Genomic DNA, 22,002 nt, shown 5'->3' with positions numbered 1-22,002 from the left:
CGTCCGGCAGACGCGGGACGGGCAGACACCGGGAGGTGCTCACAGATGTCCGAGGCGACGAACACGGACCTGTACGAGCTGACCATGGCGATGTCGTACGTACACGAAGGGATGACGGAGCCCGCGACCTTCAGCCTCTTCGTCCGTGATCTGCCGCCCGAGCGGGGCTTCCTCGTGGCCGCCGGTCTGGAGCCCGCGCTCGACTACCTCGGCGCCTTCCGCATCGGCCCCGCCGATCTGGACGCCTTCGGTGCGGCGCTCGGACGCCCGTCGCGCGATCTCGTGCCGCTGCTCGGCACGACCTTCGACGGCGAGGTCCGCGCCGTCCCCGAAGGCACCGTCGTCTTCGCCAACGAGCCGCTGCTGGAGGTCACCGCGCCGCTGCCCGTGGCACAGCTCGTCGAGACGTACCTGCTCAACCTGGTCAGCCACCAGACGGCAGTCGCCTCCAAGGCGGCCCGGTGCATGCTGGCGGCGGCCGGGCGTCCCGTCATGGACTTCTCGATGCGCAGGACGCACGGGCTGGAAGCGGCCCGCGACGCCGCCCGCACGGGAGCCCTCGTCGGCTTCGCCGGTACGAGCAACGTCGCAGCGGCGGCCTCGCTCGGGCTGCCCGCGATCGGCACGATGGCGCACTCGTACGTGGAGGCGTTCCCCTCCGAGGAGAGCGCCTTCCGCGCCTTCTCCCGCGCACACCCCGGGCGTCCGGTGACGCTTCTCGTCGACACCTACGACACCGGGACGGGCGTGCGCACCGCCGCGCGCGTGCTCAAGTCCCAGGGCCCGTACGCCGGTTCGGCGATCCGGCTGGACAGCGGCGACCTGGGCGAGCAGGCCGTGCTGGCGCGGGGCATCCTGGACGCCGCCGGGCTGACGGACGTGCGGATCGTCGCGAGCGGCGGGCTCGACGAGTACGGCGTGGACCGGCTGGTGCGCCGGCAGGCGCCGATCGACGTCTACGCCGTGGGCACCCGGGTCGGCGTCGCGGCGGACGCGCCGTACCTGGACTCCGCGTACAAGATGGTCGCCTACGACGGGCGCCCCGTGATGAAGCTCTCCTCCACGAAGGTCACCGCCCCCGGTCCGAAGCAGGTCTTCCGCAGCCACGGCGGCTCGGACGTGATCGCGCTGCGGCACGAGCACCCCGCGTCCGACGTACGGCCGCTGCTGCGCCCCGTGATGCGTCACGGGCGGCGCGTCACCGAGCCGCCGCCGCTGGGCGAGGCCCGGGAGCGCTTCACCGCCGAGGTCGCCCAACTGCCGCCGGAGTCACGCCGGATCACGGGGCCGCTGCCTCAGCAGCCCGTCTTCTCCGACCAGTTGAAGGCACTGACCGAGCAGGTCAGGCACCGCATCGAAAGCGAGATCCTCGCCCCGGAGCGGGTCTGAGGTCCGAGAGAAGGAGGCCGCCATGCCGAACACACGCGAATGGAACGTACGGATCTTCCTCTACGAGGACGAGGGGACGACCACAGCACGAGCGGTCCTCGACTCCGGCGACACGACGCTCACCGGCAGAGGGGTCGCCCGCTGCAATCCCGAGGACGTCGACGTCCCCGAGATCGGCGACGAACTCGCCGCGAGCCGCGCCATGGCGGAGCTCGGCCGGCAGATGATGCGCGCGGCCGACCGCGACCTCCAGGGCGTGGGCGCGGGTCCGCTGCCGCCCAAGGCGCGCGCCGCCTTCGGCTGGCCCGACGTGTCGGTGTGACGGAGCCGTTCACGGAACGGCCTGACGCCGACGCGGTACAACGACTGCCGTCGTGACGGGGGTCGTGACAGAGGGCTGTACGCCGTGACGCGGGCGCCCTGGTGCCGGTTCCGGTGCGCCGGGACGCGGCGTCCCGGTCGGCTCCTGCACGGATCGTTCGTATGCGGGCCGCCCGCGTACGGACCGCCCGTGAACGGGCCGTTCACGGACTGGCCGTTCACGGACTGGCCGTTCACGGACTGGCCGTTCCCGGACTGGCCGTCCGCGTAATGGCCGTTCATGTACGGGCCGCCCGTACGAACCGTACGGAATCGCTCGTGCCCCCGCGCCCGGCGGAGGGCGGAAGGCGGAGGGCGAAGCCGAAAGCGAAGGTGCGCCATGACCGAAGCAGCAGACCGGGACCGGGCCGGCCGCAGCGCCGACCGCCGTCCCGTGGCCGTCGGGGTCGACGGCTCCGCGGAGAGCCTGGCCGCGGTCGAGTGGGCGGGCGCGGACGCGGTCTCCCGCGACGTACCGCTGTGGATCGTGTGCGCACGGCGGAAGTCCCACGGCCCCGGCGAGTGGGAGCCGTGGCCGCAGGACCAACTGCACGCCGCGCACCGGCTCGCCGCGGAGCTGTACCCGTCGCTCGCGATCACCGAGGACGCGGTCTGCGACTCCCCGGTGAAGGCGCTGATGGCGGCCGGCGGGGAAGCCGCGCTCCTCGTGCTCGGATCCCGCGGCCTGGGCTCCGTCGAGGGCTACGTCCTCGGCTCGGTGGGCCTGTCGGTGATCGCGCACTCCCGGCGGCCGGTGGTCGCCGTACGCGGCCGGATGCCCGCGGGCGCCGCCGCGGAGACGGGTCCCGTAGTCGCGGGAGTGGATCTGCACGACGGCCACGAGGAGGTGCTCGGCTTCGCGTTCCGTACGGCGTCAGCTCAGAAGCGGACCCTCCGGGTGGCGCACGCGTGGAGCGTGCGCCACGTGTACTCCTATCCCTCGGCGCTACCCGACCCGCGAATTACGGCACAGGCCGGGGCCGACTCCGAGCGGGCGCTGGAACGGCTGCTCACGCCGTGGCGCGAACGCTTCCCGGAAGTCGACACCGAGATCCGGTGCGAGGGGGAGGCGGTCGCCCCGTACCTGCTCCAAGTCGCCTCCGACGCCGCGGTCCTGGCCGTCGGGCGCCGGCTGCGCGGCCACCCCTTCCCCACCCGCGTCGGCCCGGTAGTACACGCGCTGCTGCACCACTCGGCCCGCCCGGTCGCGGTCGTCCCGCACGGCTGAGCCCCGGCTCATCCGTCCGCGGCCCCGAGGCTCACTCGTCGCTCTCCAGATTCCCCTCGGCCTCCAGGTAGATCTCGCGCAGCGCGGCGAGCATCCCGGGGTCGGGCTTGGCCCACAGGCCTCGTGACTGCGCTTCCAGAAGGCGTTCGGCGATGCCGTGCAGCGCCCAGGGGTTGGCCTCTTCGAGGAACTCGCGGTTCACCGGGTCGAGTACGTAGGTCTCGGTGAGCTTGTCGTACATCCAGTCGGCGACGACGTTCGTGGTGGCGTCGTAGCCGAAGAGGTAGTCGACGGTGGCGGCGAGTTCGAAGGCGCCCTTGTAGCCGTGGCGCCGCATGGCCTCGATCCACTTGGGGTTGACCACCCGGGAGCGGAAGACCCGCGAGGTCTCCTCCAGCAGGCTGCGGGTGCGCACGGTCTCGGGCCGGGTGGAGTCGCCGATGTACGCCTCGGGTGCGGTGCCGCGCAGTGCCCGCACCGTGGCGACCATGCCGCCGTGGTACTGGAAGTAGTCGTCGGAGTCGGCGATGTCGTGCTCGCGGGTGTCGGTGTTCTTCGCGGCCACGGCGATGCGCCGGTAGGCGCTCTCCATCTCCTCGCGGGCCGGGCGGCCGTCGAGGTCGCGGCCGTAGGCGTAGCCGCCCCAGGCCGTGTAGACCTCGGCGAGGTCGGCGTCGGTGCGCCAGTCCCGGGAGTCGATCAGCTGGAGCAGGCCCGCTCCGTACGTACCGGGGCGGGAGCCGAAGATGCGGGTGGTGGCGCGCCGTTCGTCGCCGTGTTCGGCCAACTCGGCCCGGGTGTGGGCCCGTACGAAGTTCTCCTCGTCCGGCTCGTCGAGCGAGGCGGCCAGCCGCACCGCGTCGTCGAGCAGCCCCACGGCATGTGGGAAGGCGTCGCGGAAGAAGCCGGAGATGCGGAGGGTGACGTCGATGCGGGGGCGGCCGAGCTCGTCGAGCGGCACCGGCTCCAGGCCGGTGACGCGGCGGGAGGCGTCGTCCCACACGGGCCGCACGCCGAGCAGCGCGAGCGCTTCGGCGATGTCGTCGCCCGCGGTGCGCATGGCGCTCGTGCCCCACAGGGAGAGCCCCACGGACGTCGGCCACTTGCCGCTGTCGTCGCGGTAGCGCGTCAGCAGCGAGTCCGCGAGTGCCTGGCCGGTCTCCCACGCGAGCCGGGACGGTACGGCCTTGGGGTCCACGGAGTAGAAGTTGCGGCCGGTCGGCAGGACGTTGACGAGCCCGCGCAGCGGCGACCCGGAGGGCCCCGCGGGGACGAATCCGCCGGCCAGGGCGTGGACGGTGTGGTCGAGTTCGGCGGTGGTGGCGTCGAGGCGCGGTACGACCTCGTTCGCGGCGAACGACAGGATCCGCGCGACCTGTTCACCGTGTCCCGTGGGCACGGCCTCCGGGTCCCAGCCGGCGTCCTCCATCGCCTGCACCAGGGCCCGCGCGGTCTCCTCCGCCTCGTCGGCGGTGGTGCGGGTGGCGGCGGACTCGTCGAGCCCCAGCGCCTCGCGCAGACCGGGCAGGGTGTTCGTGCCGCCCCAGATCTGGCGGGCGCGCAGTACGGCGAGCACCAGGTCGACCCGGGCCGCACCGGAGGGCGCCTGCCCCAGCACGTGCAGGCCGTCGCGGATCTGGGCGTCCTTGACCTCGCACAGCCAGCCGTCGACGTGGAGCAGGAAGTCGTCGAAGCCCTCGTCGTCGGGGCGCTCTTCGAGGCCGAGGTCGTGGTCGAGCCGGGCCGCCTGGATGAGCGTCCAGATCTGCGCGCGGATCGCGGGCAGCTTCGGCGGGTCCATCGCGGCGATCTGCGCGTGCTCGTCGAGGAGTTGTTCCAGGCGTGCGATGTCGCCGTAGGAGTCGGCGCGCGCCATGGGCGGTACGAGGTGGTCGACGAGGGTGGCGTGGACGCGGCGCTTGGCCTGGGTGCCCTCGCCGGGGTCGTTGACGAGGAACGGGTAGACCAGGGGCACGTCGCCGAGCGCGGCGTCCGGGGCGCAGGCAGCCGACAGCCCGGCGTTCTTGCCGGGCAGCCACTCCAGGTTGCCGTGCTTGCCGAGGTGGATCATCGCGTCGGCGCCGAAGCCTCCTGCTGCCGAAGGGGCCGCGATCCAGCGGTAGGCCGCCAAGTAGTGGTGGGAGGGCGGCAGATCGGGATCGTGGTAGATCGCGATGGGGTTCTCGCCGAAGCCGCGGGGCGGCTGGATGAGGATGAGGAGATTGCCCCGGCGCAGGGCGGCGAGGACGATGTCGCCCTCGGGGTTGCGGCTGCGGTCGACGAACATCTCACCGGGCGGCGGGCCCCAGTGCTCCTCGACGGATGTGCGCAGCTCCTCGGGGAGCGTGGCGTACCAGCGCCGGTAGTCGGCCGCCGGGATCCGCACCGGGTTCTTCGCCAGCTGCTCCTCGGTGAGCCAGTCCTGGTCGTGGCCGCCGGCCTCGATCAGGGCCCGGATCAGTTCGTCGCCGTCGCCGGAGACCAGGCCGGGGATCTCCTCCTCGGGGCCGAAGTCGTAGCCCTCCTCGCGCAGCCGCCGCAGCAGGGCGACCGCGCTGGCCGGGGTGTCGAGACCGACGGCGTTCCCGATCCGGGAGTGCTTCGTGGGGTATGCGGACAGCACCAGCGCGATGCGCTTCCGCCCGGCCGGTGTACGGCGCAGCCGTGCGTGCCGTACGGCGATACCCGCGGCCCGTGCTGCCCGTTCGGGGTCGGCGACATAGGACGGCAGCCCGTCCTCGTCGACCTCCTTGAAGGAGAACGGCACGGTGATCAGCCGTCCGTCGAACTCCGGCACCGCGATCTGGCTCGCGGCGTCCATCGGGGAGACGCCCTCGTCGTTCTCCTCCCAGGCGGAGCGCGAGCCCGTGAGGCACAGCGCCTGGAGGATCGGCACGTCCAGGTCCGTGAGGGCCCCGGCGTCCCAGGACTCGTCGTCCTCTCCCGCGGAGGCCTCCGCGGGGCGGCTGCCGCCGGCGGCGAGGACGGTGGTGACGACGGCGTCCGCCGCGCGCAGTTCGTCGATCAGCTCCGGTTCGGGCGCGCGGAGCGAGGCCACGTACAGCGGCAGCGGCCGGGCGCCGGCCTCCTCGACGGCGCCGCACAGCGCCTCGACGAAGCCGGTGTTGCCGCTCATGTGGTGGGCTCGGTAGTAGAGCACGGCGACGGTGGGGCCGTCCGTGTCCTTGGCCTGCCTGGGCAGCGGCCCCCAACTCGGCGCGGGCTCCGGGGGTTCGAAGCCGTGGCCGGTCAGGAGCACGGTGTCGGACAGGAAGCGTGCGAGCTGCTCCAGGTTGGCGGGGCCGCCGTGTGCGAGGTAGGCGTGCGCCTCCGCGGCGATGCCGACGGGGACCGTGGAGGTGGCCATCAGCTGTGCGTCGGGGGCCTGTTCACCGGTGAGGACGACCACCGGGCGCCCGTCGGCGTGGAGTTGATCGAGGCCGTCCTCCCAGGCGCGTACGCCGCCGAGCAGCCGTACGACGACGAGGTCCACGCCGTCGAGCAGCGCGGGCAGTTCGGCGAGCGGCAGCCGGGACGGGTTGGCGAAGCGGTAGGAGACCGGGCCTTGGGAGGCGCGGGCGCTGAGCAGGTCGGTGTCGGACGTCGACAGCAGAAGAATCACGCGGCGTCTGGCCTTCCTCGGGGTATCCGCGCCCCGGGTGGTGTCGGACGGCGGGAGTTCCTGGCTCGCCCGGCCGTCGGGGCCGGGCTCACAGTGGCGGGACCGCGCCGGATTCGCACCGGGCTTCCTCCCTGATCGCCGTCTTGGCGTCGGCGGACCTGTGGATCCGCCGAGAAGCATAGTAAGGGCCGTCGAGGTGATACGGGGCATACGACCCAGGAGGCCCTGTGGGTATGCTCGCCGCCATGTCCACCGCCCCCGTCCGGCCATCCGCCCAGGACACGACGCCGATTCGGGACCGTGGTGACGCATGCCCGGGGACGCTGCGCCTGCACGAGGCGGACGACGGAGCGCTCGCCCGGGTGCGCGTGCCGGGCGGTGTTCTCCTGCCCGTACAGGCCGAGGCGCTCGGCACCGCCGCCCGGCGCCTGGGCGACGGAGATCTTCATCTCACCTCCCGCGGCAATGTGCAGCTGCGGGGGCTGGAGGCGGGCTGCGGGCGGGAGTTGGCGGAGATCCTCGGTCCCGCCGGTCTGCTTCCCTCCCACCGCCACGAACGGGTCCGCAACATCGTGGCCTCGCCGCTCGCGGGTCTCGACGGCCACGGGCACGGCGATCTTCGGCCGTGGCTGCGGGCGTTGGACGGGATGGTGTGCGGGAGTGATTCGACTCACGCTCTTTCCGGGCGCTTTCTCTTCGCCCTCGACGACGGCCGCGGCGACATGGCGGGCCTCGGGGCGGACGTCACGCTGACCGCCGGTGCGCACGGCACGGCGTGGCTGCGGCTCGGTCCCGGGGAGCGTGGAAGCACCGCCGCGGTTCAAGTTCCCTCCGCGTACGCCCCGTTGGCCGCGCTCCTCGCTGCCGAAGCGTTCCTTCAGACCGCTGCCGTACGGCACGGGCGGGCCTGGCGGATCGGTGAACTGCCGGACGGGCCCGATGAGTTGACCGACGACGTGGTCCGCCGTCTGCGCGCGGCCGGTGTGACTGCCCGTGCAACGGCCGGTGACACGGGCACGATGTCCCAGGTGCCGGGGCCGCCCGTGGCCCGCTCGTCCGCCCCGCAGCCCGGAGTGGTGACCGGCGGGCGCTGCGAGGCGGCGCTGTCGGTGCTCGCTCCGATGGGCCGCATCGAAGCCGCCCAATGGGAGACGCTGCGGAAGACACTTCGGGAGACGCCGCGGGAGTCTCCGGGGGAGCCGCCGCCGGAGCCGCTCGTGTCCGTCGCCGATCGCGAAGAAGGAGGCGAGCTGCGGCTGACACCGTGGCGCGGCCTCGTCCTGACCGGCGTGCCCGCGGCCCGTGCCGACGAGCGGATGCGCCTGCTCGGCGCCGCCGGTCTGATCACCGATCCCGCCTCGCCCCACGCCGGAGTGGGCGCCTGCATCGGGCGGCCCGGATGTGCCGCTTCGCTGGCCGACGTACGGGCGGACGCGGCAGCGCTCACGCCGCCCGGCCCCCTCCCCGTGTACTGGTCCGGCTGCGAACGCCGCTGCGGCCACCCGCGGGGCGACCGCGTGGAGTCGGTGGCGGTCCCGGAGGGCTACCGGGTCTCGGTCGTGCGCGACGGGCAGGTCCGCTCCACCGTCACGACCGACCGGGCCGGAGCCGCCGGCCACGTCGCACAGGCGCGCACGAGCCGCCCCACAGCCCCGACAGCGGTGAACCGATGAGTGAGAGCACAGTGTCCGACTACGAGAAGGACGGCGCGTCCATCTACCGGCGCTCCTTCGCCACCATCCGCGCCGAGGCGGACCTCGCGGGCCTGCCGCCCGACGTGAGCCAGGTCGCCGTCCGGATGATCCACGCCTGCGGGATGACCGATCTCGTACGCGATCTGGCCTTCACGCCCACGGTCGTGGCACGGGCACGCGAGGCGCTGCGGGCGGGCGCGCCCGTCCTCTGCGACGTCTCGATGGTCGCCAGCGGAGTCACCCGCAGGCGGCTGCCCGCGGACAACGAGGTGGTGTGCACGCTGTCCGACCCGGCTGTGCCGGCGCTCGCCGCGAAGCTGGGCACCACCCGCAGCGCCGCCGCCCTCGAACTGTGGCGGGACCGCATGGCCGGAGCGGTAGTCGCCGTGGGCAACGCGCCCACGGCGCTCTTCCGGCTCCTGGAGATGATCGAGGAGGGTGCTCCGCGGCCGGCCGCGGTCATCGGCGTCCCCGTGGGCTTCGTCGGGGCCGCCGAGTCCAAGGACGCGCTGGCCGCTCACCCTTCGGGGCTGGAACATCTGGTCGTGCGCGGGCGGCGCGGAGGAAGCGCCATCGCCGCCGCGGCGCTCAACGCGACAGCGAGCGAGGAAGAGTGACCGAGTCCAAGCAGACCACCGGCAGGCTCTACGGTGTCGGGCTCGGCCCCGGCGATCCGTCGCTGATGACCGTACGGGCCGTCGAAGTCATCGCCGAGGCGGACGTGATCGCCTACCACAGCGCACGGACCAAGCCGTCGATCGCCCGCTCCATCGCGGCAGCGCACATCCGCGAGGACCACATCGAGGAGCCCCTGGTCTACCCGGTGACGACCGAGGGCACCGACCATCCCGGCGGCTACCGGGGCGCGTTGGAGGACTTCTACGCCGAGGCCTCGGAACGGCTCGCCGCACACCTCGACGCGGGCCGTACGGTCGCGGTGCTCGCCGAGGGCGATCCGCTCTTCTACGGCTCGTACATGCACATGCACAAGCGGCTGGCCGGCCGCTGTCCCACGGAGGTCGTGCCGGGCGTCACGTCCGTCAGCGCCGCGTCGGCGCGGCTGGGCACGCCGCTCGCCGAGGGCGAGGAGGTGCTGACGATCCTGCCCGGCACCCTGCCGGAGGAGGAGCTGACGGCGCGCATGGCCTCGGCCGATCCGGCGGTGGTGATGAAGCTGGGCCGTACGTTCGCCAAGACCCGCCGGGCGCTGGAGAGTTCGGGACGCCTTCCCGAGGCGCGTTACGTGGAGCGGGCCACCATGGCCGGGGAACGCACCGGCGAACTGGCCGACGTCGAGCCGGGATCGGTCCCGTACTTCTCGGTGGCCGTGCTGCCGAGCCGGGCGGGCGCCGGGACGGCGGAGCGGGGCGCTGAGCGCGACGGTGAACGGGGCCCGGCGGAGCGCGACGGTGAGCGGGGCGAGGTCGTGGTCGTCGGCACCGGTCCGGCCGGGCCGCTGTGGCTGACCCCGGAGTCGCGGGGCGCCCTCGCCACGGCGGACGACCTCGTCGGCTATACGACCTACCTGGACCGCGTCCCCGTGCGCAGCGGCCAGCGCAGGCACGGCTCCGGCAATCGCGTGGAGTCCGAACGCGCGGAGTTCGCACTGGACTTGGCACGGCAGGGCAGACGGGTCGCCGTGGTCTCCGGTGGCGACCCGGGGGTGTTCGCCATGGCCACCGCCGTGCTGGAGGCGGCGTCGCGGGAGCCGTACACGGAGATTCCCGTACGGGTGCTGCCCGGCGTGACCGCCGCCAGCGCCGCGGCGGCCCGCGCGGGCGCGCCCCTCGGCCACGACTACGCCAGCATCTCGCTCTCCGACCGGCTCAAACCGTGGGACGTCATCGCCGCCCGCCTGCACGCCGCCGCCTCCGCGGACCTGGTACTCGCCCTCTACAACCCCGGTTCGCAGAGCCGCACCTGGCAGGTCGGCAAGGCCCGTGAGCTGCTGCTGGAGCACCGGGCGCCGGACACGCCCGTCGTGCTGGCCACCGACGTCGGCGGCCCCGGCGAGGACGTGCGGATCGTGCGCCTCGCGGAGCTGGAGCCCGCCGAGGTCGGCATGCGCACGATCCTCCTCGTCGGCTCCTCCCAGACCCGTGCGGTACGGCGCGGCGACGGCGAGCAGATCGTCTGGACACCCCGCCGGTACGAACAGGGGGAGGCCCCCTAGCGCGCGTCCCGCGGGTTGCGTGCCCGGCCCCGCTCGTACCGCCGTGTCAGGTAACGCGCCGGGCCAGCACCTGTCCCGGCCAGTCCCCGTGCGTGAAGCGGTCGGTGGCGGTGAAACCGTTGCGCTCGTAGAACGCGACCAACTCGCGTCCGCCGCCCGCCCAGCAGTCGACCCGCAGCAGCCCGACGCCGGCGCGCCGGGCCTCCTCCGCGGCGTGGGCCAGCAACGCCGCGCCGATGCCCAGTCCCGCGTACCGCCGGTCGGAGACCAGAAGCCGGACGTACCGCTCGGGCTCCCCGGCGGGCGCGATGGGCAGTTGCGGGCTGGGCCCGGAGCCCAGCACCAGCGCTCCGCGAGGTGCCCCGTCCGACTCCGCGATGAACGGGGATTGTTCGGTCGTGTACCGCTCGACCCGCGCCACCCCGCCGGGCCTGCTCGACCACGGGGCCGTGCCCCACTGCTCGGTGTTGCCGCGGGCGTTCATCCAGGCCACGGCCGAGTCGAGCATGCCGACGATGGCCGGTGCGTCGGCCGGGCCGCCGGGTCTGATCCGTATGCCGGGTGCGGTGTCGTTCATGGCGGGAGCTTAGGCAACGCCCGTGATCCACCCGGGCGTTGCCCGCCCGCGTGAGGCGGCGGCGTTCCGGGTGTTCCCGGCGTTCCGGGCCTTCCGGGCGTTCCGCGGACCTCAGCCGTCTCCCGGCGCACGGCCGCCGAGCCGTTCCATGAGCCACGAGACCGCCTCGGCGGGGGTCCGGACGACCGGTACGCCCTCGGGCACCGGCGGCCTGTGCACCATGATCACCGGCAGGCCCGCCTCGCGTGCCGCGGCGAGCTTCGGCGCCGTGCCCGATCCGCCGCTGTCCTTGGTCACCATCACGTCGATACGGAAGCGGCGCAGCAGCTCGCGCTCGCGGTCGAGGCCGAAGGGGCCGCGCTCAAGCAGCACCTCCATGTTGCGCGGGTGCGGCGCGCCCGGCGGGTCGACGGAGCGTACGAGGAACCAGAGCTCGTCCAGGGGCGCGAACGCGGCGAGGCCCGTGCGTCCGGTGGTGAGGAAGACCCGGCGGCCGACGGACGGCAGCAGCGTCGCGGCCTCCGTCAGCGAGGCGGCAGGACGCCAGTCGTCGCCCTCACCGGGGACCCAGCCGGGACGGCGCAGAGCGAGCAGCGGAGTATGGGTTCGGGCGGCGGCCCGCGCCGCGTTGAAACTGATCGTCTCGGCGAAGGGATGGGTGGCGTCGATGAGTGCATCCACATCGTGCTCGCGCAGCCACCGGGCGAGCCCGTCCACCCCGCCGAAGCCGCCGACGCGCACCTGCCCGGGCAGGCTCCGCGGCGAGGCGACCCTGCCGGCGAGCGACGACGTCACGCGCAGCCCGCGCGGCTCGCGGATCCCGCCCGTCCCGCCGCCGTCGAGCGAACCGGCCCTCGGCGGCCGGGCGTTCGGCGGCCCGGCGTCCAGCGAACCGGCCTTCGGCGGCCCAGCGTCCAGCGAACCGGCGTCCAGCGACTCCGCCAGGCGCCTGGCCTCGGTCGTTCCGCCGAGAAGAAGCACGTGCACAGGGTCCGGATCCGTTCATGAATGAGGCGAAGGGCGGGCGCGGTGCCCAACTCAAGCACACGGGTCTGCGGCCGGGCTGGACGACCGGTGCCTGTGCGACCGCCGCCGCCACCGCCGCCTGCACCGCGCTGCTGACGGGCGACTTCCCCGACCCGGTGACGATCACGCTGCCCAAGGGGCACACGCCGTCCTTCGCCCTCGCGGCCGAGGAGCTGACCGGCACCTACGCCATGGCGGGAATCGTGAAGGACGCCGGCGACGACCCGGACGTCACGCACGGGGCGCTGGTCCGTGCCACGGTCAGGCCGCTGCCGGCCGGCGCGGGCGTGACCTTCGAGGCCGGGCCGGGAGTGGGGACGGTCACCCGCCCCGGGCTCCCCCTTCCCGTGGGTGAGCCCGCGGTCAATCCCGTACCGCGGCAGCTCATACGCGACCACATCGCGCTCGTGGCCGGACGCCACGGAGCGGGCGGCGACTTCGAGGTCACCCTCTCCGTGGACGGCGGCGAGGAGATCGCCCGCTCCACCTGGAACCCGCGGCTCGGCATCCTCGGCGGACTGTCGATCCTCGGCACCACCGGGATCGTCGTGCCGTACTCCTGCTCGGCGTGGATCGACTCGATCAGGCGCGGCGTGGACGTGGCGCGGGCGGCGGGGCGGCGTCATGTCGCGGGGTGCACCGGTTCCACGTCCGAGAAGACCGTCGTCGCCGAGTACGCGCTGCCCGAGGACGCCCTCCTCGACATGGGCGACTTCGCGGGCGCGGTGCTGAAGTACGTCCGGCGTCACCCGGTGGACCGGCTCACGCTGTGCGGCGGCTTCGCCAAGCTCTCGAAGCTGGCGGCCGGGCATCTCGACCTGCACTCGGGACGCTCGCAGGTCGACAAGGCGTTCCTCGCCCGCCTCGCGCGCGAAGGCGGCGCCGACGAGGCGCTGGGCGACCAGGTCGCACACGCCAACACCGGCCTGGCGGCACTGGAGTTGGCGTCGGCCGCCGGGGTGCCGCTGGGCGACCTGGTGGCGGCCGCGGCCCGCGATCAGGCCCTGTCCGTGCTGCGCGGCGCGCCCGTCGAAGTGGACGTGATCTGCATCGACAGGGCGGGCCGCGTCGTCGGACGGGGCGGCCCCTCTCGCCCCGGAGGCTCCGCGTAGGGCGCGGATCGCGCGTCGGGCGCAGGTCCCGCGTAAGGCTCGAGGATCGCGCGTAAGCCGCAGCTCCCTCGTAAGGCACGCGGATCGCGCAGGTCCCGCGTGTCCGGAAGCCGCGCAGACCGGAGAACGCGGGCTGCCCGGCGGGCGGTTCAGCGGTCCCGGCGGACGGTTCAGCAGTCGTGCCGCTCCCGCTCCGGCGAGTACAGGTGGCTGTCCCCGAACTGCTCGGCGCCGAGCGTGCGTCCGACCATGATGACCGCGGTACGGACGATGTCCGCCGCCTTCACCGTCTCCGCGATCTCCCCGAGCGTCCCGCGCAGCACCACCTCGTCGGGGCGGCTGGCGTACGCGACGACGGCTGCGGGGCAGTCGGCGCCGTAGTGCGGCAGCAGTTCGCCGACCACGCGGTCCACGTAACGGGCGGCAAGGTGCAGCACGATCAGCGCCCCGCTGCGGCCGAGGGTCGCCAGGTCCTCCTTCTCGGGCATCGCCGTGGCGCGGTTCGCGACCCGGGTGAGGATGACGGTCTGGCCCACCGTGGGTACCGTCAGCTCCCGCTTCAGGGCGGCGGCGGCAGCGGCGAACGCGGGCACGCCGGGGACCATCTCGTAGGGCACGCCCGCCGCGTCGAGCCGCCGCATCTGCTCGGCGACCGCGCTGAAGACGGACGGGTCCCCGGAGTGCAGACGTGCCACGTCGTGACCGTCCTCGTGCGCGGCGACCAGCGCCTCGGTGATCTCGTCGAGGTCGAGCCGCGCGGTGTCCAACAGCCGTGCGCCCGGCGGGCATTCGGCGAGCAGTTCGGACGGTACGAGGCTGCCCGCGTACAGGCAGACCCGGCAGGCCGCGAGCGTACGGGCGCCGCGCAGGGTGATCAGGTCGGCGGCGCCGGGGCCGGCGCCGATGAAGTAGACGGTCACTTGTCCGCTCCTGGTGCTGTTCCCGGTCCCGGTTCCGTCCCCGGTCCCGGTCCCGGTTCCATCCCCGGTTCCGCTTCCGTCCCCGGTTCCGGTACCGGTTCCGGTCCTGTCCCCGGCGTCGTTTCCGCAGTCGTTTCCGCAGTCGTTTCCGCAGTCGCTTCCGGCGCCGTTCCGGGGGGTGTTTCCGGTGCCGCCCCCGGTACCGCTCCCGCTGCCGCCGGGCCCGTCCGCCGGGTCTCTCCGCGCGGGTCGCGGCCCTTCTCCACGGCCCACTGGGTCACCGGCATCGCCTGCCGCCACCCCGTGAAGCCGCCCACGGGCGCGGCGTGCGCCACCGACAGCCGTACGAGATCGCCGCCGTGGCGCTTGTGCCAATCGGCCAGCAGCGCCTCCGACTCCAGCGTCACGGTGTTGGCGACGAGGCGTCCGCCCGCGCGCAGCAGCTCCCAGCACGCCTCCAGCAGGCCCGGCGCCGTGAGCCCGCCGCCGATGAACACCGCGTCGGGAACGGGCAGTCGGGGCAGGCACTCCGGCGCCGCGGAGGTGACGACGCGCAGGCCGGGCGCTCCGAGGCGTTCCGCGTTGCGTTCGATGCGCCCGGCGCGTACGGGATCACGCTCGACCGCGACGGCCGCGCAGGAGGGGTGAGTACGCATCCACTCGACCGCGACCGAACCGGAGCCCGCGCCGACGTCCCACAGCAGTTCGCCGGGAGCGGGGGCCAGGGCCGCGAGCGTGGCGGCGCGCACATGCCGCTTGGTGAGCTGCCCGTCGTGCTCGTAGGCGCCGTCCGGCAGTCCGGGCACGGCGCCCAGCCGCAGCGCGTCCGGAGCGCGGCGGCACTCGACCGCGACGACGTTGAGCGCGTCGACGGGCGTGCCGGGCCAGTCCTCGGCCGTGACCGGGGAGGTGACGTGCTCCGTCTCGCCGCCGAGCCGTCCGAGCACCCGCATCCGGCTCGGCCCGAACCCGCGGTCCCGCAGCAGCCCGGCCACCTCGCCCGGAGTCGAGGAGCCGGCGCTGAGCACCAGCAGCCGCCGCCCGTCGTGCAGCGCCGCGGCGAGCCGGGCGGCGGGACGGCCCACGAGGGTGACGACCCCGGTGTCCTCCAGCGGCCAGCCGAGCCGTGCGCAGGCGTAGGAGACGGAGGAGGGGTGCGGCAGGACCCGCAGGGCGCCGGGCCCCAGCTCCTCGCACAGGGTCCGGCCGATGCCGTAGAAGAAGGGGTCGCCGCTGGCGAGCACGGCGACACGGCGGCCGGAGTGCGCCGCGAACAGGCCTGGTACGGCGGGACGCAGCGGCGACGGCCAGCGGATGCGCTCGCCCTCGCACTCGGGCGGCAGCAGCGCCAGCTGGCGCTCTCCCCCGATGACCACCTCGGCGTCCCGTAGCGCCGCACGGGACCGGCCGGCGAGCCCGTCCCAGCCGTCCGCGCCGATCCCGACGACGGTCACGGGCGGCACTTCCGCGGATGCACTGGTCACTGCCTGATTCCTGTGAGCTGCGAACGAGGGCCGCAGCGCACTCTACTGACCTGCCTGCTCCGCGCCCCCGGCCGGGCTCCGCCGGGGCCCTCCGCACGCTGCTCCTGCCGCCGGGCCGGAGCGGCCGCAGGGAACGACCGCTCAGCCGACCCGGCCGGGAGTCGCCGTTCAGCCCGCCCGCAGGGAGTGTCCGCGGCGCCTCCACTCCCCGGCGAGCAGTTCGTAAGAGCGGACCCGGTCCCGGTGGTCGTGCGTGATCGTCGTGATGAGCAACTCGTCGGCGTCCGTGGCCTCTTGGAGCTGTTCCAGCTGATCGGCGACGTGGCCGGGCGAGCCCGTGAACTGCGTGTCGAGGCGGTCCTGGACGAGAGCGCGGTCCGCGTCGCTCCACACGTGGGCCCGCGCCTCGTCGGGCGTCGGGAAGCGGATGGCGCCCTCCGCGGTGCGGATGCTGCGGACCCACGGGCCGTAGCCGGTGGCGAGTTCAAGCGCCGTCGCGTCGTCCTCGGCGACGACGACGTCCGCGGAGACGCTGACGTACGGCTTGTCGAGGAACCCGGACGGCTGGAAGAAGGCGCGGTAGCCCTCCACCGCCTCCAGGACCGTGGCCGGGCTGACGTGGTAGTTCGCGGCGAACGGCAGGCCGCGTGCGCCCGCGGCCTCGGCGCTCTCGCCGCCGCTGCTGCCCAGGATCCACACCTGCACGTCGGCGCCCTCGCCCGGCACGACATGCGCCTCGACGCCCTCAGGCGAGCGGTAGTCGCCCGCCAGCAGCGCGAGGATGTCGTCGATCTGCTCGGCGTAGTCCTGCGATTCGGCGCCGGGCAGCTGGAGCAGCTTGCGCTGCAAGGCGACACGGGGCGAGCCGAGAAGGTGCTCGAAGGAGAAGCGCGGCGGGATGAGCAGGCCGTTCGGGGCCCGCCCGTCGACGACCTCCGGGGTGGTCTTGGGCGGCGCCGCGGACCCTCCCGGCGGGCGGCCCCCCGAGCGGCCCAGCCCCAGGTCGATGCGGCCCGGGTGCAACGCGTCGACCAGACCGAACTCCTCGACCGTCGAGAGCGCCGTACGGTGCCCCAGCTGCACCGCCCCGGAGCCGAGCCGGATCGCGGAGGTCGCGGAGGCGGTCAGGGCGAGGACCACGGCGGGGGACGTGCCGGCCACCCCGGGGTTGAGGTGGTGCTCGGCGAACCAGTAGCGGGAGTACCCGAAGCGCTCCGCCTGCTGTGCGAGATCGATCGAGTTGTGCAGGGCGTCGGCCGCCGTCGAGCCGGACGGGATCGGTACGAGGTCGAGGACGCCGAGACGGACGTCAGACATGGGCGGGCTCCTCGGAGTTGGGTGCCGCCGGAAGCACGGGTGCCCAGGCGAACGGCGGGTCGGGGATCTCGCGGCGCAGCACAGGGGCGACCTCGGACTGGAAGAGCTCCAGCGAACTCCGGTGCTGCGTCTCCGTCAGTCCGCTTGCGTCCGCGTGCACATGCAGCACCGTGTGACCGAACTGCTCGTGGTAGCGGCGCACCTTGTCGACGATCTGCTGCGGGCTGCCGATCAGAGCCGAGCTGCGCTCGACGAAGTCCTCAAGAGTCGGGAAGACCGGCTCCAGGCCCAGCTGCCTCTGGAACGCCAGATTGCCCTCGAACACCGGCCGGTACGCGGCGATCGCCTCCTGCGACGTACGGGCCGCGTAGAGGCCTGCCGTTCCCGCCCCGACGGCGATGGCGGCCGGGTCGTGACCGTGGTGCTCCCAGCGCTCGCGGTAGTAGCGGATCAACTCGGCATACGGCTCTATGGGGTTGGTGACGTTCGCGGAGAACAGCGGGTCGCCGTAGCGGGCCGCGAGGTCGACCGACTCCTTGCTGGTCGCGCTGCCGTGCCAGACGCGGACCGGCTGTTGCAGCGGCCTGGGCCACACCTCGGCGTCCGTCAGCTCCGGGCGGAAGCGCGTCCTGGCGGTGACCTTGTCCTGCCGCCAGATCCGCCGGAACACCTCGTAGCTCTCGGCGTTGCGCTCCCACTGGTCCTCCGGCGTGACGTGGAACAGCTCGCGCTGCGCGGCGCCGTTGCCCTTGCCGATGATCAATTCGAGGCGCCCGCCGGAGAGATGGTCCAGTGTCGCGTAGTCCTCGTAGGCCCGCACGGGGTCCAGCAGGCTGAGCGTCGTCACGGCGGTGAACAGGCGTATGTGCTTCGTCAGCGCCGCGATGTGGCTGAGCACGACGGGCGGCGAGGAGGAGATGAACGGCCGCTCGTGCCGCTCCCCCACGCCGAACCCGTCGAAGCCCAGCTCCTCGGCGAGCAGGGCGTTGTCGAGGACCTCGCGGAAGCGTTCGGCGGTCGGCTTCCGCACGCCGGTCACCGGGTGCGGCGCGTGCACGATGAGCGTGATGGCGAGGATCTTCACGAGGCGGCCTCCTCGCCCCGTACGGCGTTCCGCAGGCCGTGGCCCGCACCTTCCGTACGGGGCGGCCCGCCCGTGCGGAGCGGAGAGCCGGGGTGGGCGAGGCCGAGGTGGTCGCGCAGGGTCTCGCCCTCGTATTCCGTGCGGTGGACGCCCCGTTCCTGTAGCAGCGGTACGACCTTGTCGGCGAAGACGTCGAGCCCCCCCGGGGTGATGTGCGGGACGAGGATGAAGCCGTCGGCCGCGTCGGCCTGCACGAGGTCGTCGATGGTCTTGGCGACGGTGGCCGGGGAACCGATGAAGCTCTGCCGGTTGCCGGTCTCGATGACGAGGTCGCGGATGGACCAGTTGTTGGCCGCGGCGCGCTCCCGCCACTCGCGGGCGGTCGCCAACGGATCGCGGTACATGCGCACTTGGGCCCGGCCGCGGGCGATGCGGTGCTCTCCGGGGTCCGGGTCGACGTCGGGGAGCGGGCCGTCCGGGTCGTAGGCGGACAGGTCGCGGTTCCAGACGAACTCCAGGTGCTTGATGGCCGTGGCACCGCTGACCTGCTTGCGACGCACCTCCCTCGCCAGTTCCCGCGCCTCGGCGTCGGTGTCGCCGAGCACGAAGGTCGCGGCGGGCAGGATCAGCAACTGGTCCGGTGTACGGCCGTACTTGGCGAGGCGGCCCTTGACGTCCGCGTAGAAGGCCCGCCCCTCCTTCAGGGAGGCATGGCGGCTGAAGATCGCGTCGGCGTCGGAGGCCGCGAACTCGCGCCCTTCGTCGGAGTCCCCGGCCTGGAAGATCACCGGGCGGCCCTGCGGCGGGCGCGGTACGTCGAACCTGCCGTGAATGTCGAAGTGCCGTCCGGTGTGCACGAAGGACCCGGCCTTCGCGTCGCGCAGGAAGGTGCCGCCCGCCTGGTCGGCGACGATCTCGTCGCCGTTCCAGGAGTCGAAGAGCTCGTTGGCCGTGGCGAGGAACTCCTCTGCGCGTGAGTAGCGTTCGTCCTGCGGCAGGAAGCCGCCGCGGCGGAAGTTCTCGCCGGTGAAGGCGTCCCAGGACGTGACGACGTTCCACGCGGAGCGCCCGCCCGAGAGGTGGTCGAGGCTGGCGAACTGGCGGGCGACCTCATAGGGCTCGTTGAAGGTGGAGTTGATGGTGCCGGTGAGGCCGAGGCGGTCGGTGACGGCGGCGAGCGCGGCGAGCACGGTGAAGGTGTCGGGGCGGCCGACCACGTCCAAGTCGTAGATCTCTCCGCCCTGTTCGCGCAGCCGCAGCCCTTCGGCGAGGAAGAGGAAGTCGAACTTGGCGCGCTCGGCGGTCCGTGCGAAGTGCGCGAAGGAGCTGAACTCGATGTGGCTCCCGGCCTCGGGGTCGCTCCACACGGTGGTGTTGTTGACGCCCGGGAAGTGGGCTGCGAGGTGGATCTGCTTCAGCGGCTTGCTCATTGTCCTGCGAAACCTCCGGCTCGGGCTGTCACTGGTTTCCCGCGTGCTCGGAGAGCCCGGGGGAGGGTCCCCCCTGCCCGGAGAGCCCGGCGGCGTAGCGGTTGGCGGGACGGGACAGGCCGAGCAGTCCGCGCAGGGTGTCCGCCTCGTAGGCGCGGCGGAAGGCGCCCCGCCGCTGGAGTTCGGGCACCAGGGCGCGGGTGATCGCCGGAAGGTCGTGGCCGAGTACGGCCGGACAGAGCCGGAACCCGCTCAGTCCCGCGGACTGCAACTCCTGTAGCAGGTCGGCGAGTTGCGCGGCCGTACCGGTGAAGACGCGGGCGTCGCCGCGGTACGGGGAGCCGGCGAGGCCGTCGAGCCGCTCGCGCCGGGCCTCCGCCGCGCCGGTGGTCTCGTCGAGGAAGACCACCAGGTCGCCGAAGACGTGCAGGGGTTCACCGGCGCGTCCCGCCGCCTCCTGCTCGGCGCGTATCTCCGCGACGATCGCCGCGGCCTGCGCGGCGTGGTGCGGCGTGACGTAGCCGACGTCGGTCTGCCGGGCCAGCAGCCGGTACGAGGCGGTCCGGTGGGCGAGGGCGCTGACGACCGGCTGGCCCTGTGGCGGGCGGGGTGTGATGGACGGGCCCTTCACGCTGAAGTGCCCGCCCTCGAAGTCGATGTAGTGGAGCTTGTGCCGGTCGATGAAGCGGCCGGTGGCCACGTCCCGGATCTCCGCGTCGTCCTCCCAGCTGTCCCACAGGCGCCGTACGACCTCCACATAGTCGGCGGCCTCGTCGAAGAGGCCGGCCGTCAACTCCCGTGCGGCGGGGCCGTCGAAGGAGCCGACGCGGGGGATCGTGCGGCGGCCGAAGTGGGCGGCCTCGTCCGGGCGCGCGCTGACCCGCACCCGCAGGCCCGCCCGCCCGGAGCTGACGTAGTCGAGAGTGGCGATCGCCTTGGAGACATGGAACGGCTCGGTGTGGGTGACCACCGTCGTCGGCACCAGGCCGATCCGGCTGCTGAGCGGGGCGATGCGGGCGGCGACGAGTACGGCGTCCAGGCGGCCGCGTACCTGGTCGGTGCGGTCGTCCGGCTCCAGGACGTGCGAGGACTGGAGGCCCAGGCCGTCCTCGAAGGTCACGAAGTCGAGCAGGCCGTGCTCGGCCTCGGCGACCAGATCCGCCCAGTACCCGGCCGTGAACAGGTCGCGTGGGCGGGCCGCCGCCTCCCGCCAGGACGCGGGGTGCCGGCCGGTGCCGTCGAGGGCGACGGCGAGATGCAGCGGTGAGGTGGGCGGTGGGGACACGGGCGGCTGCCTTCCTGAAGGTCCGTACGGATACGAGGTCGCCGGTCCGGCGGGGCGGGGCGGCCCGGACTTGGCGGGCGCGGTGGCTCGGGCACGGTCGGCGCGGGCACGGTGGCTGCGGCCCGGACCGGGCTCCGCCCGGGAGATCTCCGAGGAGGCCCCCGCGGGGATCTGCCGGGTGAAGCGCCCGGAGAGACCGGCCCCGGCCGGTCCGGCCCGTGCCCGCCAGGTCCGCCCGGTCCGCCCGGCCGCACCGTCAGGTGCTGACCACCACCCGGTGATCAGCCGTGAACGGCTTGCCGGAGATCAGCTCGGACTCGCGTCCGTCGGGCCCCACCGGGACGTCGCCGATCAACGTGACGCGGTGCAGCCGCCGTTCCACGTCGAGATGGTCCAGGTCGTTCGGGGCGAGGTGGGCGGTGGCACGGTTGTCCCAGAAGGCCACGCTGCCCGGCTCCCAGCGGAAGCGCACCGTGTACTCGGGCCGGGTCAGCTGCTCGTACAGCAGCTGGAGCAGCGCACGGCTCTCGCGCGGGGTCACGTCGAGGATGTGGCTGGTGAAGCCCGGGGAGACGAACAGCGCCCGCTCGCCCGTCTCCGGGTGTACGCGCACCACGGGGTGATGGGCGACCAGCAGGTTGTCGTTGACCCGGCGGGCATAGCCGCTCTCGCCCACGGGCGCCTGGTCGGCGCCGTAACGGTGTTCGGCGCGCAGCCCGTCGACGAAGGCGCGGACGGGGGCCGACAGCCCCTCGTACGCGGCGACGGTGTTGGTCCAGGTCGTGTCGCCGCCGTGCTCGGGGACGGTCTCGGCGCGCAGGATCGATCCCGCGGGCGGATTGACGGCGGGGGTGACGTCGGTGTGCCACCCGCCGAAGTAGCTGTACTTGCGCCTGTTGTGCTGCTGCTGGAGGCCGTCGGTGTAGCGCCGCTCGAAGCGCTCCGGGTCGATGGTGAAGATCTCCGGGTAGCCCTCGGGCGGAGTGGCGTCGTGCGGGTGCGCGTAGGTCAGCTCGCCGAAGCCGCGGGCGAACGCGATCTGCGAGGCATGGTCGAGCTGCTGACCGCGGAAGAAGACGACCTTCCAGCGCAGCAGGGCCGCGCGTATCCGGGCGATCTCCTCGGGCTGGAGCGGCTGGGAAAGGTCGACGCCTGAGATGTCGGCGCCGATGTGGCCCGCGACGGGGCGGACGGTGAGCGTGTTCGTGTTCTCGGCGGTAACGGACACGGGTGGTCTCCATGTGTCGTGGCCGTGCGTACGGCGTCGCGGCCGTACCTGCGGCGGGGAAAGCGGGACGGCG

General features: G+C 73.5%; 17 protein-coding genes and 1 riboswitch. Of the genes, 7 read left to right on the top strand and 10 right to left on the bottom strand.

The genetic code is table 11. The annotated features are described in order from the left end of the window. The first annotated feature begins 45 nt into the window (after positions 1-45). The 3 genes from HCC61_RS24135 to HCC61_RS24125 all read left to right on the top strand — a co-directional run bounded on the left by HCC61_RS24135 (position 46) and on the right by HCC61_RS24125 (position 2,977). The gene (locus tag HCC61_RS24135; protein ID WP_169138791.1) at positions 46-1,389 is read left to right on the top strand and encodes a nicotinate phosphoribosyltransferase; all 1,344 of its coding nucleotides are present in this window, start codon (positions 46-48) and stop codon (positions 1,387-1,389) included. 22 nt (positions 1,390-1,411) lie between these two features. Beyond that, complete coding sequence (locus HCC61_RS24130; RefSeq protein ID WP_169138789.1) at positions 1,412-1,711, top strand: DUF1876 domain-containing protein; 300 nt, start codon at positions 1,412-1,414, stop codon at positions 1,709-1,711. A 378-nt stretch (positions 1,712-2,089) separates the two neighbouring features. Next, positions 2,090-2,977 (top strand): universal stress protein, encoded by an 888-nt coding sequence (locus HCC61_RS24125; RefSeq protein WP_169138787.1) that lies wholly within the window; start codon positions 2,090-2,092, stop codon positions 2,975-2,977. A 31-nt stretch (positions 2,978-3,008) separates the two neighbouring features. Here the strand turns inward: HCC61_RS24125 and cobN are convergent, their stop codons facing one another. Beyond that, complete coding sequence (gene cobN, locus HCC61_RS24120; RefSeq protein ID WP_169138785.1) at positions 3,009-6,599, bottom strand: cobaltochelatase subunit CobN; 3,591 nt, start codon at positions 6,597-6,599, stop codon at positions 3,009-3,011. Positions 6,600-6,632: 33 nt separating this feature from the next. After that, positions 6,633-6,786, bottom strand: a riboswitch (cobalamin riboswitch). A 58-nt stretch (positions 6,787-6,844) separates the two neighbouring features. On the opposite strand from cobN, the gene HCC61_RS24115 reads away from it, so the two are divergent. The 3 genes from HCC61_RS24115 to HCC61_RS24105 are packed head-to-tail and all read left to right on the top strand — an operon-like array spanning position 6,845 to position 10,466. Then, positions 6,845-8,272 carry a hypothetical protein gene (locus tag HCC61_RS24115; RefSeq protein ID WP_240969254.1) on the top strand — a complete coding sequence of 476 codons (1,428 nt, stop codon included), beginning with the start codon at positions 6,845-6,847 and terminating at the stop codon, positions 8,270-8,272. Between the two features lie 11 nt (positions 8,273-8,283). Then, a complete protein-coding gene (locus HCC61_RS24110) occupies positions 8,284-8,910 on the top strand; it encodes a precorrin-8X methylmutase (protein ID WP_346777377.1) in 627 nt (208 codons plus the stop codon). Then, positions 8,907-10,466: a precorrin-2 C(20)-methyltransferase gene (locus HCC61_RS24105; protein WP_169138779.1), complete on the top strand. Its 1,560-nt coding sequence runs from the start codon at positions 8,907-8,909 to the stop codon at positions 10,464-10,466. Before HCC61_RS24110 ends, HCC61_RS24105 begins: the two co-directional genes overlap by 4 nt. A 46-nt stretch (positions 10,467-10,512) precedes the next feature. Here the strand turns inward: HCC61_RS24105 and HCC61_RS24100 are convergent, their stop codons facing one another. Next, positions 10,513-11,043, bottom strand: a complete 531-nt coding sequence (locus HCC61_RS24100; RefSeq protein WP_169138777.1) for a GNAT family N-acetyltransferase — start codon at positions 11,041-11,043, stop codon at positions 10,513-10,515. A gap of 111 nt (positions 11,044-11,154) precedes the next feature. Continuing rightward, entirely contained in the window at positions 11,155-12,030 is an 876-nt protein-coding gene (locus HCC61_RS24095) for a cobalt-precorrin-6A reductase (RefSeq protein ID WP_346777363.1), read from the bottom strand. Positions 12,031-12,047: 17 nt separating this feature from the next. Between HCC61_RS24095 and HCC61_RS24085 the strand changes: the two genes are divergently transcribed. Next, positions 12,048-13,181: a cobalt-precorrin-5B (C(1))-methyltransferase gene (locus HCC61_RS24085; protein ID WP_169138775.1), complete on the top strand. Its 1,134-nt coding sequence runs from the start codon at positions 12,048-12,050 to the stop codon at positions 13,179-13,181. A gap of 170 nt (positions 13,182-13,351) precedes the next feature. Here the strand turns inward: HCC61_RS24085 and cobM are convergent, their stop codons facing one another. From cobM to HCC61_RS24050, 7 genes are all read right to left on the bottom strand, one after another. Then, positions 13,352-14,101: a precorrin-4 C(11)-methyltransferase gene (gene cobM / locus HCC61_RS24080; protein ID WP_169138773.1), complete on the bottom strand. Its 750-nt coding sequence runs from the start codon at positions 14,099-14,101 to the stop codon at positions 13,352-13,354. Further along, entirely contained in the window at positions 14,098-15,564 is a 1,467-nt protein-coding gene (gene cbiE / locus HCC61_RS24075) for a precorrin-6y C5,15-methyltransferase (decarboxylating) subunit CbiE (RefSeq protein ID WP_346777376.1), read from the bottom strand. Before cbiE ends, cobM begins: the two co-directional genes overlap by 4 nt. Before the next feature lie 189 nt (positions 15,565-15,753). Then, positions 15,754-16,902: an LLM class flavin-dependent oxidoreductase gene (locus tag HCC61_RS24070; RefSeq protein WP_169138771.1), complete on the bottom strand. Its 1,149-nt coding sequence runs from the start codon at positions 16,900-16,902 to the stop codon at positions 15,754-15,756. After that, complete coding sequence (locus tag HCC61_RS24065) at positions 16,895-17,986, bottom strand: LLM class flavin-dependent oxidoreductase (protein WP_169138769.1); 1,092 nt, start codon at positions 17,984-17,986, stop codon at positions 16,895-16,897. Before HCC61_RS24065 ends, HCC61_RS24070 begins: the two co-directional genes overlap by 8 nt. Continuing rightward, positions 17,983-19,416: an NtaA/DmoA family FMN-dependent monooxygenase gene (locus HCC61_RS24060; protein ID WP_169138767.1), complete on the bottom strand. Its 1,434-nt coding sequence runs from the start codon at positions 19,414-19,416 to the stop codon at positions 17,983-17,985. Before HCC61_RS24060 ends, HCC61_RS24065 begins: the two co-directional genes overlap by 4 nt. Positions 19,417-19,444: 28 nt before the next feature. Further along, positions 19,445-20,701, bottom strand: a complete 1,257-nt coding sequence (locus tag HCC61_RS24055; protein ID WP_169138765.1) for an LLM class flavin-dependent oxidoreductase — start codon at positions 20,699-20,701, stop codon at positions 19,445-19,447. A gap of 256 nt (positions 20,702-20,957) precedes the next feature. Then, positions 20,958-21,929 carry a TauD/TfdA family dioxygenase gene (locus HCC61_RS24050; protein WP_169138763.1) on the bottom strand — a complete coding sequence of 324 codons (972 nt, stop codon included), beginning with the start codon at positions 21,927-21,929 and terminating at the stop codon, positions 20,958-20,960. Positions 21,930-22,002 lie beyond the last annotated feature (73 nt).

It is taken from the genome of Streptomyces sp. HNM0575, assembly GCF_012726265.1.
Classification (GTDB): domain Bacteria; phylum Actinomycetota; class Actinomycetes; order Streptomycetales; family Streptomycetaceae; genus Streptomyces.
The sequence above is the reverse complement of the archived record's forward strand: the minus strand, read 5'-3'. Positions and strand labels throughout refer to the sequence as shown.